At 45.1% G+C, this 13,545-nt stretch carries 9 protein-coding genes and 1 pseudogene; 9 read left to right on the top strand and 1 reads right to left on the bottom strand.

Going from position 1 to position 13,545, the window contains the following annotated elements; genetic code table 11:
- Position 1: 1 nt before the first annotated feature.
- Positions 2–2,731 (top strand): alpha-mannosidase, encoded by a 2,730-nt coding sequence (locus tag GC098_RS11170; RefSeq protein ID WP_171643239.1) that lies wholly within the window; start codon positions 2–4, stop codon positions 2,729–2,731.
- Positions 2,732–3,048: 317 nt separating this feature from the next.
- Here GC098_RS11170 and GC098_RS11165 read toward each other — a convergent pair whose 3' ends face one another.
- Positions 3,049–3,651, bottom strand: coding sequence for a DUF2238 domain-containing protein (locus GC098_RS11165; protein WP_171643238.1), 603 nt, complete (start codon positions 3,649–3,651; stop codon positions 3,049–3,051).
- Positions 3,652–3,857: 206 nt separating this feature from the next.
- Between GC098_RS11165 and GC098_RS11160 the strand changes: the two genes are divergently transcribed.
- The 8 genes and pseudogenes from GC098_RS11160 to GC098_RS11125 all read left to right on the top strand — a co-directional run bounded on the left by GC098_RS11160 (position 3,858) and on the right by GC098_RS11125 (position 13,517).
- Positions 3,858–4,262: an Rrf2 family transcriptional regulator gene (locus tag GC098_RS11160; RefSeq protein ID WP_171643237.1), complete on the top strand. Its 405-nt coding sequence runs from the start codon at positions 3,858–3,860 to the stop codon at positions 4,260–4,262.
- Positions 4,263–4,340: 78 nt separating this feature from the next.
- Entirely contained in the window at positions 4,341–5,243 is a 903-nt protein-coding gene (locus tag GC098_RS11155) for an NAD(P)/FAD-dependent oxidoreductase (RefSeq protein ID WP_171643236.1), read from the top strand.
- Positions 5,244–5,383: 140 nt separating this feature from the next.
- A pseudogene (locus tag GC098_RS11150) lies at positions 5,384–6,386 on the top strand (glycoside hydrolase family 130 protein).
- Positions 6,387–6,474: 88 nt separating this feature from the next.
- Complete coding sequence (locus GC098_RS11145; RefSeq protein WP_171643235.1) at positions 6,475–8,313, top strand: cache domain-containing sensor histidine kinase; 1,839 nt, start codon at positions 6,475–6,477, stop codon at positions 8,311–8,313.
- Positions 8,291–9,835, top strand: coding sequence for a response regulator (locus GC098_RS11140; protein ID WP_171643234.1), 1,545 nt, complete (start codon positions 8,291–8,293; stop codon positions 9,833–9,835). Before GC098_RS11145 ends, GC098_RS11140 begins: the two co-directional genes overlap by 23 nt.
- A 15-nt stretch (positions 9,836–9,850) precedes the next feature.
- On the top strand, positions 9,851–11,509 hold the full coding sequence (locus GC098_RS11135; protein WP_171643233.1) for an extracellular solute-binding protein: 1,659 nt from the start codon (positions 9,851–9,853) through the stop codon (positions 11,507–11,509).
- Between the two features lie 168 nt (positions 11,510–11,677).
- The gene (locus GC098_RS11130) at positions 11,678–12,604 is read left to right on the top strand and encodes an ABC transporter permease (RefSeq protein WP_171643232.1); all 927 of its coding nucleotides are present in this window, start codon (positions 11,678–11,680) and stop codon (positions 12,602–12,604) included.
- 43 nt (positions 12,605–12,647) lie between these two features.
- The gene (locus tag GC098_RS11125) at positions 12,648–13,517 is read left to right on the top strand and encodes a carbohydrate ABC transporter permease (RefSeq protein WP_171643231.1); all 870 of its coding nucleotides are present in this window, start codon (positions 12,648–12,650) and stop codon (positions 13,515–13,517) included.
- Positions 13,518–13,545: the final 28 nt, after the last annotated feature.

Below are 13,545 nucleotides of genomic sequence, written 5' to 3'. Positions count from 1 at the left end.
GATGAGTACCAAGAGAACCGCTCATATCATTTCCCATACGCATTGGGACAGGGAATGGTATTTACCATATGAGAAGCATCATGTTCGTCTCGTTAAGCTAGTAGATACGCTGCTGGATAAAATGGACCTGGATCCGAATTATCGCAGCTTCTTTTTGGACGGACAAACGATTATTTTGGAGGACTACCTCCAGGTTCGACCGGACCAAAAGGATCGATTGACCAAATTTATTCAGGACGGCCGTATTTTAATAGGTCCGTGGTATATTTTGCAGGATGCATTTCTGACCAGCGGTGAAGCCAATGTGCGTAATATGCAGATCGGGCATCAAGATGCGAAGAAATATGGCGATGTATCGAAGATCGGTTATTTTCCTGATACGTTCGGACTGGTAGGCCAAACACCGCAATTGATGCAGCAGTCTGGGATCACGAATGCCTTATTTGGTCGCGGCGTGAAGCCGACTGGTTTTAACAATACTGTTTCTGACGGAGATTATGAATCGTCATTCTCGGAACTACTTTGGGAAGGACCCGATGGTTCCCAGGTACTCGGCATTCTGTTCGCCAACTGGTATTCGAACGGAAATGAAATTCCAGTAGACCGGGAAGAAGCGAAAGCGTACTGGGAGCGGAAGCTAGCGGACGCAGAGAAATACGCATCGACTGGCGAGCTGCTCTTTATGAATGGGTGCGACCATCAGCCGGTTCAGTTGGACTTACCTGAAGCGATTCAAGCTGCGCGCGAGCTGTATCCGGATACGAATTTTGTTCATTCGAATTTTATCGATTACTTGCAGGCTGTTCAGCGTTCCTTGAAGCATGAACTTTCTACGGTAAAAGGTGAGCTTCGCAGTCAACGGACAGACGGTTGGTCTACGCTCGTGAACACCGCTTCGGCTCGTGTTTACTTGAAGCAAATGAATCAGCTGGGGCAAGCGATGTTAGAAAAAGTGGCTGAACCGCTGGCCGCTTTCGCACATGTCCTCGAAGTTGGGGAGAAATACCCGCATCATCTGTTCACATATGCTTGGAAAACATTAATGCAGAATCATCCGCACGATAGCATTTGCGGCTGCTCCGTAGACGAAGTACACCGGGAAATGGTGACTCGCTTCGAGAAAAGCCGTCACGTGGCGGAATCGATCGTTGATGACAGCAAACGAGCGATTGCTGAAGTGATCGATACGTCGAGCTTTGCGCAAGCGGGCGAAGGCGCCCTGCCGGTCGTTGTTTTTAATACATCCGGTTGGGAGCGTACCGGCGTAGTGAGTATCGAGCTTGATGCCTTGCGTTTGTACTTCCGTGATGGATACACGCTAGAAGAAGCAAGCAGTTTTGCGAAGGCGGCGGATCTTTCAGGCCGTACGCTCGTGGACGCGATGGGAAATGACGTAGCTTGCACTTTTGAAGATCTCGGACTGCAATTCGGTTACGATTTGCCGGACGACAAGTTCCGTCAGCCGTATATGTGCCGTAGAGTGAAGCTGACTTTTGAAGCGGAGAAGGTTCCTGCTTTGGGACTCAAGACGTATGCTTGGGTTAAAAGGGATGAGGAGATTGTTGATTCCTCGCTGTTAGTGGGTGACCGGGTGCTGGAGAATGAATCGCTGAAGATCGAAATCGCGGATAACGGTTCATTCACGTTGACTGACAAGAAGAATGGCCGTACCTACCGTGATTTAGGCGTATATGAGAATACCGGAGATATCGGCAACGAATATATGTACAAACAACCGGATGGCGAGACGCCGCTTACAACCAACGGCTTAGCTGCTCATATCCGCGTGTTAAAGGATACAGCCTATCAGGCAGCTATTGAAATTGTACACGACTGGGAAATTCCTGGGTCAGCGGACGAATTACTGGAAGAAGAGCAGCGCGATTTGATCTACTATCCACACAGAAAAGCGCAGCGATCAGCTCGCATGGTACCTATGCAGATCCGTACCATTGTCAGTCTGAGCCGTGGTGGCAAAGGGGTAGAGATCGAGTCCTCTTTCAACAATCAGGCCAAAGATCATCGTTTACGGATGTTGTTCTCATCGGATCTTAATTCACAGGTTCACCGCGTCGACTCCATGTTTGAAATCCCGCAGCGCGACAACACGCCAACAGCTGAATGGGAAAATCCAAGCAATACGCAGCATCAACAGGCATTCATTGATGTAAGCGAGGCAGAGGCTGGTCTTGTTGTTGCTAACCTCGGATTGAACGAATACGAAGTTCTGCGCGACGGACGCAATACGATTGCCGTGACGCTGCTTCGCGCAGTAGGAGAGCTGGGCGACTGGGGCTTGTTCCCGACGCCGGAAGCTCAGTGTCTGGGCGAGCACACCGTCCGAATGACCATCATTCCGTATAATGGAGAAGGCGAACAATACGGCGCTTATGAGCAAGCCTACCAGTTCCAAATTCCGTGGACGTTATGTCAAACGGGCATTCACTCTGGACGCATCGCACCTACGTATGCACCAATCCGTTGGGAAGGCGAGAAGATGGCTTTTTCCTCCATGAAAATGAATGAAGGAACTGGCGATCTGCTGCTCCGTTGGTACAACATGAGCTCCCAAAACACCGAGCTCAAACTAAACTCCAATATACCTCTATACACCTTCTATAAGAGTACGATTATGGAAGTACACGGTCCGAGTATTGAAGCTAACGCCGGAGGCCAAGTATCTTTGCCGACAGGTCCTTCTGAAATTGTTACTATCGGGATTCAACGATAAGATTAGCTTACTGGTAAAAAAATAGGGCTGTCCTCAAGTAGATTTTTATCTATTTGAGGACAGCCCTTTAATTTTGACCTTATGGAACATTCGAGTTGTATTCAGCTTGCAATGAATACTTCCATTGGAATTTTCCAATGGAATCGACTCTCCTGCCTCGAAATTCGCAATTGTATTGGAAATATTCCAATACAATTGGCTTTTAGTCTGTCAAATCTCTATTTCCATTGGATTAATCCAATGGAAGAGCATTCAGGCTTCGAAGTTTTAAAAACTGAATATTCTAAATTCATTTTTTGGGGATAGCCCCGGTGAGATCAGGATTTCACGTCAATCAGCGGCATTTTTCTGCGCTTCGCCTTGAAAGCTAGATAAATACAGGTCACTACAGCGCCTATGGTTCCGCAAATGATATCCGTCATCGTGTCGACCAAGCTTCCGAACTGTGAATGGAGACCGAAGAGACTATCCGTCGTAAACTCGTATATTTCCCAAACGCCGGCCATGGCGATGGAAAAGAAAAGGCAAAACCACACGGCAACTTTCGCATTCGGCACGGCCGTTTTCTCGCCTTTACTTGCTTTCATATAAATCAATAAACCGATGAAGCAAAGGATCAAGCCCGAAAAGATATGCTCGATTTTATCTAGATAAGGGATTACGCTGTAAAATCCAAACTCGTTTGCCAAAAACATTGTGATAAAAATGAACAATAGGACAGAAAATCGCAACGCTGCAAACATCGTGGTCTTTGTGAATTTGACTACGATTCGGATGATCAGCAGCACAGCAACAATCAAAATGGCCTGAAGCATCTTTGCTTGGCTGCCTTTTATCCAAAAATAAACAAAGCAGATTGCGGCAGTCACATACATGGCCAATTCGAAGAGGTCGTTCCATTTGTCTTTGTGTTTTTCCATTTTCATCTCCATCACTCGCTCCAAAATCCGAAATTAGTCGTTTAAGTAAACATTAAACATTATATTTTACTCTTAAACAAGCCAGCACAATCATTAAACATATAAAAATCTACGTTGCCTCTTTAAATAATTGCCCGGGAAATTCTTGACACATTTACAGTCAAACGATATTATAGACACATGAAGTCTGTAATTGAGGTGAGATCATGAAATTTTCAAAAGCAACCAATTATGCTTTGCATACGATGCTTATGGTCGTTGCCGCTTCCCCAACCAAGCCCGTAGGCGTTCAGCAATTAGCAGAGGCTCAGGGAGTCTCACCAAGCTATCTCTCTAAAATTTTAACAAAGCTTGTGAAAGCAGGGATGATTGAATCGGCTTCTGGGGCCAATGGAGGCTACCGACTTACCCGAAAAAAAGATGAGATTACTTTCTTGGATATCATTCATGCCATTGAGGGTACTGCTTCCTTATTTGACTGTGATTTTGACCACGGTTCTGAATGTTTGATTCAAAAAGTGATGGTTGAAGCAGAAGATTTGATGGAGCAGCATCTCAAAAAAACAAGAATTATTGACTTGGCTCACAAAGTTAATTTCAGTTTGAGCTAAGTCGTTTTTTTAAAGTAATTATAGATATTAAGAGTCTGTTATAGCTTTAATCGAAAACTTTAATAGGAGATGATCATCATGATTTATGATTGTGCCATTATTGGCGGAGGACCAGCTGGTTTGAATGCAGCACTTGTACTTGGTAGAGCTAGGAGAAGCGTAGCTTTGATTGACAATAATCAGCCTAGAAATGCCGTAACACACGCATCTCATGGATTTATTACGAGAGATGGCATAGCACCGTCTGAGTTCAGACGTATTGCTTATGAAGAAGTGCTGCAATATCCGTCAGTTAACCATTGGCGAACCGAGGTTACTTCTGTTAACAAAGCCAAATATGGATTTGAGATGTTCACATCATCTGGTGTTAGTGTTCAAGCGCGAAAACTGATTTTGGCAACGGGTGTAAAGGAGATCTTTCCCGAGATCGAAGGTTTTTATCCGTTATATGGGAAGAGTTTGTTTAATTGTCCCTTCTGTGACGGCTGGGAGCTTCGGGATCAACCGCTTGTTGTTGTCTCCGAGTTTCCGTCTGCTTTCCACACGACCAAACTTCTTCTCAATTGGAGTAAGGATGTGGTGCTATGCACGAACGGTCATGCGTCATTGTCGGATCAGCAAAAAGAATGGCTTGAATCGAAGGGAATTAGGGTCATGGAACAACCTATTAAGGCCTTTATCGGTCAAAATGGATTGCTTGAGCAGGTCCAATTTACAGATGGTACTCATATCCTGAGAGCTGGTGGATTCGTTACCCCTAAATTTGTGCCAAAAACATCTTTTGGAGAAAGCTTGGGCTGCGAATTGACGGAATTAGGTGGAATTAAGACAGATGGGTTTGGAAGAAGTTCGGTCACTGATTTATATGCCGCCGGGGATGCGTCGTATTTCATGCCATCGCAATTAATTTATGCCGCGGCCGATGGCAGCAAAGCAGCTATGGGTGTGAGTATGGATTTGATGGAAGAATTCATAGAATGACCGTTGTTTGTTTCGAAGATTCGGATGTCACCTAAAAATCTTATCTATTTTTCAATCATTGCTAGCTGTTAAAGAAGATGGAATGTACTATATTTGCTGTATGAAAGGTGTTAAAATACGATGCAAAGGAGTACTCTTCCATGGTTTTCACAAGCTCGCTGAAATCAAGCAAGTTTATCACAAGACATGCTATGAACCCGATTCTAGCTCCGGGCGATGTCCCCTATAATCCTGCACTTGTTTTTAATGCAGGTGTTGCCAAATATGAAGGACAGTATGTCATGATGTTTCGTAATGATTATGGCGATGCTGCAAATGAAACGTTACTTCCGATCAGCACCACCAATTTGGGGCTTGCTTTTAGTAAAGACGGCATTCATTGGGACGTGCAGAAGCAGCCATGCTTTGACATTGAAAGCGATGAGATTATTCGAACGTACGATCCGCGGTTAACGGTAATTGACGGGCGCTGCTATGTTTGTTTTGCAGTAGATACCAAGCACGGTGTGCGCGGGGGAATCGCGGTTACGGATGATTTCGTGGACTTCGAGATTCTTAGTCTCTCTGCCCCAGACAATCGAAATATGGTGTTATTTCCTGAAAGATTGGGTGGCAAATATGTCCGCTTGGAACGCCCGTTCCCGGTCTATGGTAAAGGCGGAAAAGATAGCTTTGATATATGGATCTCCGATTCGCCTGATTTAAAATATTGGGGGAATACCGAGCTGCTGCTCGGCTTGGAGCAGGTGCCGTTCGCCAACGATAAGATTGGTCCGGCTGCGCCTCCGATACGAACCTCCAAGGGCTGGCTCACCACGTTCCATGCGGTAGATATTGATCATGCCCGAGGCAAAAACGAGCTGGGAACCGCATTGGAAGAAGCGATACACAGCCGGCATCATGCTGCTGGATTTGGACAATCCCTATCGAATCATCGGGATGTGCCAGGAGCCTTTACTTGCACCGGAATTGAGCTATGAGATAGAAGGCGGTTTTCGCAACGATGTCATATTTCCAGGGGGAATGATTTTGGAGGACAGTGGTGAGGTCAAAATCTACTATGGAGCGGCAGATACGGTAGAATGTCTGGCAACAGCCCATGTTTACGATCTAATCCGGTTGTGCTTGCCTGATACAAAATAATAGTTATTACCTAGGGAAGTTGCGTTCAGTGAGCAACTTCTCTTGTTGGTTTTCTACGCGCTGTTCTTCAGGAGGAATTCATTGCCCTATGAAACATAACCACCTCATTCAATATATCAATCAACATTTTAAAGTGAAATTAATTCTAACGCTGTCTGTTATTATCATTGTCTGTTCATTGATAACGGGATATGTTTCATACCGGATGAATGTAAACCTGTTTGAGAGCGAGATCAGCAAGCAGTATCTCAAAACAAGCGAACAAACGATTCAACAGCTTGGCTTTAAAATTCAGGATATGTACCGCATAACCGACTTTGTTTTTTTTCATCCGTATGTGGAACAGATCGTTCAAGAGATGTCTGCCGAGCCGGCAGAAGGTGAAAGCGGTGCTTACCGAAATTTTTTGCTGGAGAGGGATCTGGCCAATATTTTACTCCCCCTAAAAAATGAAACACCGCATATCAGGGCCGTATACCTTGTCGATTTGCAAGGTTACAACATGTACTATAGCCAATCGAACCCTTCGATACAGGTCACCTTTCCTGATTTTTATGAAAAGGTCAAGAACGGCAGGAAAGATACGTCTGCGGAAATGGTGTGGCAGCGGATGAAAATTCCCGATTCCTCCGAACCGTCCGGTGAAAAAAGCAGCCTTGTTGCTGCCCGTTGGCTTAAATCTACGAAGACACAGACCGTATACGGCATGATGATTTTGATCATCGACGAGGCATTTTTGGGCAATTCGTTGGACCCGCTTTTAGCTGGCCGGACATCAGGAGCCTATATCTACGATCAATACAATCGATTGCTTTATAGCCGTGAGCCAGAAGGCAGACCGGGGATTGAGCCAAAGCTGGAAAATAAGGAAGCAACGGTTATTCAACATCACAACGGGGATGATTACTTATTTGTCAAAAGTGTATTCGAGCCGCGCTCGTTCACTCTGGTGAGCGGGATATCACTTGCAGAGATCAAAGCTAAGGGATTGAGTGTCTATCATTTGGCCATTTTCTCTGGATTTGTCAGTATTATTTTGATGGCGGTGAGCGTCTCCTTATTTAGCGGCAGAATGCTGAAGCCCTTACACGTGCTTGTAAAGGCTATGCAGCGGGTGCGGGAAGGGAATTTACGAGTCGTTATTCCCAAAACGTCGAATGATGAATTCGCTTTTTTGGCGGATAGCTTTAATAAGATGGTTACGGATATTCAATCGTTAATACAGGAGGTGTACGTAAGCAAGCTTAGCGAAAAGGAGGCTGAACTTAAGGCGCTGCAAGCTCAACTGAATCCTCATTTTTTGCATAATGCCTTGAATTCAATTTATTGGAAGATCATGCTTCTTTACGATGATGATGAAACGGCCGCGCTCGTTACCAGCTTGTCGGAGCTGCTGAGATATTCTTTGGCAACGGTTACAACACCCAGTACCCTGCGGGATGAGTTGGCTCAAATACGCAACTATATAACCATTCAGGAAGCGCGTCACGGCGAAGAGCTTTACGTTCATATTGAAGCGGATGAGACACTAGCGGAATGCCAAATGCAAAGGCTGCTGATTCAGCCGTTGGTCGAGAATGTGTTCGTTCATGCTTTTCAGAATCAGACGGTGAACAAGCGATTAACGATTCGCGCTTTCCGTAAAGATGCCAATATGCTGATTGAAGTTGAAGATAACGGATGCGGCATGCATCCGGATACCGTGTTGAAGCTTTTGGTTGATCAGAATATGTACGATGGGAGCAGGGAACGTGAAAGCATCGGCGTTCGCAACGTTATCAGACGTATAGACTTAGTTCACGGTGAGCCTTATGGGTTGGATATAGTTCGTTTATCTACGGGTACTTTGATTCAGCTAATGTTGCCTTACAACATTGATCATACCAGAGAGGGGGCGATGGCAGATGACACGAATACTGCTAGTTGAAGATGAGCCCTTGTTTCGTAAGGGGCTTGCGAAAATGATCGCAGAATCCGGAACTAGCTGGAACGTCTGCGGGGAAGCCGAGAACGGACAAGAAGCAGAGCGATGGATTGCCGAATTGCAGCCTGACCTTGTCATAACAGATATCCGTATGCCATTAATGGACGGTTTAGAGCTGTTGAAGCGTGTCAAGACTCATTTCCCCGAGATTGAAGTCATTGTCATTACAGGGTATCAGGATTTCCAATATGCACAAGCGGCGCTGCGTTACGGAGCACTCGATTTGCTTGTCAAACCTTGCAGTAAACAGGATATGTACGGAGCCTTGGAGAAAGTGAGCGTCCTCATGTCCGACAAGCAGGCCAGACTGAGAAAAGAAGCAAGCGAGAACCAACTGCTACTGGAAAATACGATTCGCGCAATGATGCTAAGATTTCCTTACCCCATGGAATCGGTATTACATTTACGGGGGAAGTTGCAGAATTGTAAGTTCGTTTTGTTTCAAATTACCGACTATTTTCCCATTCAAAAGCAATATCTTAAGCGTGATGTGCCGCTGCTGCAATTCGCTGTCCTGAATATTATTAGCGAAATACTGGACGCATATGAGATCCCTGGAACATTGCTGCTTATCGAATCCGGGCGATTTGCACTTTTCGTCAAGCAAGACGTGGAAGAACAAGCCTTGTGTAAGGAGGCATGCGAAACGATTCAACAGCTGCTTGGTTTAAACGTCCGAGCTTTTGAGGCTGGCATCATTCATAATCCAATAGAACTGCCGGAACTCTATGAGTCCTTGTTGACAAATGCCGGGATGGACCAGCCAGCAAGTCCCGATAAGGGACATGACGTCGAGCCTACTTTACAGATCAATCGGGCCAAGGTGCAGCTAGTTAGCGCACAGATGGGGGCATTTCTGTTAGCCGGGCAGTCCGATTCTTTAAAACAGTATTTGGAGCAGCTAATGAAGGACATCTGCCGCATGCACGCCGATATATGCAAGATTGAAGCATTATCACTGAGTTTCGCTATGCAGGAGACGGCCCGTAAACAGCTTGAACAAGATCACAATCCACAAGCAATGAGCGATAGGATTAGTAAGCTGCACGATTGCTCCAGCACGGAGGAAGTTTATGATTGGATGAGGGGTGAAACGGATCTTTTCATGAACACGTTTTTCGAATGGCAGTATAAATACAGCGCCAAAACGGTATCGAGGGCGATTCACTTTATGAAAGAGCATTTTTCCGAACAGCTTTCTTTGCAGCATGTAGCATCGCAGATTCATTTGAATCCGGCCTATTTCAGTCATTTGTTTAAAAAAGAGACGGGGCGCAGCTTCGTTACCTATTTGATCGAATTGCGGATGGAGAAAGCCAAACAACTGCTTTCGAATACAGATATGAGCGTTACCGAAATATCAGGCCATGTCGGCTATGATCTGCCTAATTATTTTGCCAAGCTGTTCAAGCAGTTTACCGGCTGCTCGCCGAAGGAATACCGCAAGCTGAGTGAAGTCAACTAGGAGAGAAAGGAAGAGATGATTGACTTGATGAAACGGGTTCTCCTTCCAACACTGATGTTGGCTGCACTTCTAAGTATGGCGGTTAGCTGCAGTACCAAAGAGAAGGATGCGGAAGCGCCAATAAGCGCAAAAAGAGGTAAAATTACAGTCACTATCTATGACCGTGGAAACATTCCTTCCCAAGAAGGGAAGGTCGATAACAATAAGATTACGCAATGGATTAGTGAAGCTGGACCTGTCGATGTCAAGTTTGTTCCTATCCCTCGGACGCAGTCGGAACAAAAGCTGAATGCGTTATTCGCCGCCGGGGAAGCGCCGGATTTGATTCTGGAATATGCCCCGCAAATTAAAAATACGCTAATCGATCAAAAATTGCTGCGTCCAATCGACGATATGATTGATACATACAGCACGAATTATAAAGAGCTGCTGAAGAAATATCCGGCACTACGAATTGCTGGAACCGGATCCGATGGCAAGTTATATCACTTTGGACGGATTAATGAAACCATACCCCAGAGAGGCTTGTTTATACGTACTGATTGGTTAAAAAAGCTGAAGCTGGACATTCCCAAGACGACGGAGGAGCTTTATCAGGCAGCTAAAGCTTTTACCAACCTCGATCCTGACGGCAACGGCAGAAACGATACGTACGGCATGGCCATGTCCTATAACTCCGGAGCTGTTCTGAACGAAATGTTTGGTGTTACCTACCCGGACTTCGTAGTTCAAAACGGCGAACTTGTCCATGGATGGGACCATATCCAAGCGGTCGTTGCGTTCAAAAGAAAGCTGTACAGCGAAGGTTTAGTCGATCAACAATATTTGAACGATAAGAACGGCTCGAAGGCGAAGCAGGATTTCCTTACAGGCAAAATCGGCATTTACATGGATCAATTTAATGTTCCGATTACCTTTTATAACGACTATTATATGCCTTTGAAACGATCTAATCCGAATGCCGAGATTACGGTCATTCCTTATCCGAAGACGCCGGTGGGGCAATTTAATCCTATTTTTGTGAATCCAATTCAAATGACGGGTGTTGTCAATGCGGGGACGAAGGACCCGGAGGCCGTTATGAAATTTGTCGATTTCGCCTCTTCTGAAGCCTTTATGAAAACGATGTATTACGGATTTGAAGGTGTGCACAGTAAGACGGAACCGGGGAAATGCCCGCAGGTGACAGATCTGGACAAATGGAAAACCGAGTTTAATTTCGCCACCGGTGATTTTGCCATGCTGGCTTCTCCTATTTTGTCGGGCAATTGTTATTACGGAACGGAGAAACTGAATGCGAATGATCCCTTTCAAGCGGACGTGAAGAAAATGTTTGAGTTGAACTCTTCGTTTATCAATTTTGATCTTCAAGTTGCGGGTCCGACGCATTCCGAGCAGATGCCTCAGCTGCCCAAAGAATTGCAGCAGATCTTGTCCAACACAACGAATCACGTGGGCGTCGGCGATGGCTATATCTGGATCAAGTCCATTTTGACCCCCAATTATTTGCCGGAGCAGGCCATGCAGGATGCCATTGCACTATGGGAGAAGGCTGGAGGGAAGCAGGTCGATGATTGGTACAGAAATTATTATGCGAATGAAAAGAGCCATATGATTTTAACGAAAGACATCTATGATATTTTCAGACAGCAGCGCGCTGCTCAAAATAAATAAACAGAGTCCGGATGATCGCATCCGGGCTTTTTTTTGTCTCACCTAAAAATAGTATCCATTTTCCCAATGTTCGTAGATGTTGTCGAATTGCGTAAATACTATACTTGCTTCATAGAGGTGAACGAAAGCCACAGAAACACATATCAACAAGAATTTGAGGTGAAGGAAATGAGTTCCGTATCTGCCAATGTCAAAGGCACATTTCGTTATTTGAACAAAAAGAAGTATCTGTATCTGTTATTGCTGCCCTGCGTCATTTATTTCCTCGTTTTCAATTACATCCCTATGTATGGGGTGATGATTGCGTTTAAGGATTTCAATTTTGCAAAAGGCATTCTTCACAGTCCTTGGATAGGGTTGGAAAATTTCAGGTACATGTTCGGCTTAAGCGACTTTTACAAGGTGTTTTGGAATTCACTTTACCTTGGTCTATTGCGGCTCGTTTTCGGGTTCCCGTTCCCCATCATACTGGCTTTGTTATTGAATGAAATCCGAATGGCTAGTTTTCAACGCGTCACTCAGACCATGATCTATCTGCCTCACTTTATTTCGTGGGTTGTTATTGGAGGCATACTGGTCAACTTCCTCTCCCCGTCTTGGGGAATTGTCAATATCTTTCTCAAAGAGTTAGGCATAGATCCTGTATTCTTTCTAGCCGATCCGGATTATTTCCGCCCAATCGTCGTGCTCAGCAGCATATGGAAGGAATCAGGATGGGGGAGCATCATTTATCTGGCTGCAATTGCAGGCATTAATTCAGAATTATACGAGGCAGCGAGTATAGACGGGGCAAGCAGATTGCAGAGATTATTGCACGTAACGCTGCCAGGTATCAAATCTACGATAGTCATTCTATTCATTCTGAGACTTGGTCAATTGATGGGAAATGGCTTCGAACAAATTTTCGTGCTTCAAAACCCAATGAATCTGGACGTCTCCGAGGTGTTCGAAACGTATGCGTACCGAGTGGGTATACTTGGAGGTCGCTTCTCCTTTGGAACAACCGTCGGGCTATTCACCTCCGTCATTGGCTTCATCTTTATACTCATCAGCAACCAAATTGCCAAACTGCTGAAAGAAGACGGGATTTGGTAAGATATGCCATTAGTAAAGGCCATTAGAAAAGGAGGCCCCTGTATTGATAATTCGATCCTTTGGCGATAAAGTTTTTGACTTTTTCAACTATATCATTGTCTCACTATTCGCTTTAGCTTGCTTATTCCCGTTCTTTTATGTGGCTTCCTTCTCAGTTACACCCTACTCGGAATATTTGCAAAATCCTTTAAAGCTGATACCCAGTCACGTCGAGTTCGGTGCTTACAAACAAATTCTTCAGATGCCGCTTATGTGGACCGGCTATAAAAATACCATTTTGATCACCGTTATCGGCGTGGCGTTAAATATCTTTTTGCTTCTTGTCTCTGCGTACCCGCTCTCCAAGCCGGATCTTAAGGGCAGGAACGTGATCTTGGTCCTCATCACATTTACGATGTTTTTCAACGGTGGATTAATCCCCAATTTCTACCTGGTGAAGACGCTGCACCTCTATAACACACTTTGGAGTATGATTTTGCCCGGCGCACTTGGCGCCTACAACCTGATTTTGATGAAAAACTTTGTAAGCGCCATACCGGCGAGTCTTGAAGAATCTGCTTTCATCGATGGCGCCAATGAAATTAAAGTGCTTTACAAGATTATTATCCCGCTCTCCAAGCCAGCGATTGCCACTTTTGTGATTTTCCATGCGGTGACGCAGTGGAACACCTTCTTCTCGGCCATTATTTATACCTCCAAACGGGAGCTTTGGCCGCTCATGCTGATCTTGCGGGATATGGTAGTAGATGACGGAGGCATTGTGAAGGATGCGATGGATACCAGCTCAGGCGTAACGGAATTTACGATAAAAATGGCCATCATCATTTTTGCCACACTGCCGATCGTGCTTGTGTATCCCTTTTTGCAAAGATTTTTTATGAAGGGAATGCTCGTGGGCTCGATTAAAGGTTAAGCGGCTGATTTCCAGAAGTTCGGTTTTA

Source organism: Paenibacillus phytorum, from assembly GCF_013141715.1.
Lineage (GTDB): Bacteria > Bacillota > Bacilli > Paenibacillales > NBRC-103111 > Paenibacillus_E > Paenibacillus_E phytorum.
Note: the sequence above shows the minus strand (reverse complement) of the source record. Positions and strands in the feature narration are given on the sequence as shown.

What these genes read in the sequence shown, in the direction of transcription:
- GC098_RS11170 (WP_171643239.1), top strand. Translation starts at nt 2, where the DNA reads ATGAGTACCAAGAGAACCGCTCATATCATTTCCCATACGCATTGGGAC.
- GC098_RS11165 (WP_171643238.1), bottom strand. Translation starts at nt 3,651, where the DNA reads ATGGAAAAACACAAAGACAAATGGAACGACCTCTTCGAATTGGCCATG.
- GC098_RS11160 (WP_171643237.1), top strand. Translation starts at nt 3,858, where the DNA reads ATGAAATTTTCAAAAGCAACCAATTATGCTTTGCATACGATGCTTATG.
- GC098_RS11155 (WP_171643236.1), top strand. Translation starts at nt 4,341, where the DNA reads ATGATTTATGATTGTGCCATTATTGGCGGAGGACCAGCTGGTTTGAAT.
- GC098_RS11145 (WP_171643235.1), top strand. Translation starts at nt 6,475, where the DNA reads ATGAAACATAACCACCTCATTCAATATATCAATCAACATTTTAAAGTG.
- GC098_RS11140 (WP_171643234.1), top strand. Translation starts at nt 8,291, where the DNA reads ATGACACGAATACTGCTAGTTGAAGATGAGCCCTTGTTTCGTAAGGGG.
- GC098_RS11135 (WP_171643233.1), top strand. Translation starts at nt 9,851, where the DNA reads ATGATTGACTTGATGAAACGGGTTCTCCTTCCAACACTGATGTTGGCT.
- GC098_RS11130 (WP_171643232.1), top strand. Translation starts at nt 11,678, where the DNA reads ATGAGTTCCGTATCTGCCAATGTCAAAGGCACATTTCGTTATTTGAAC.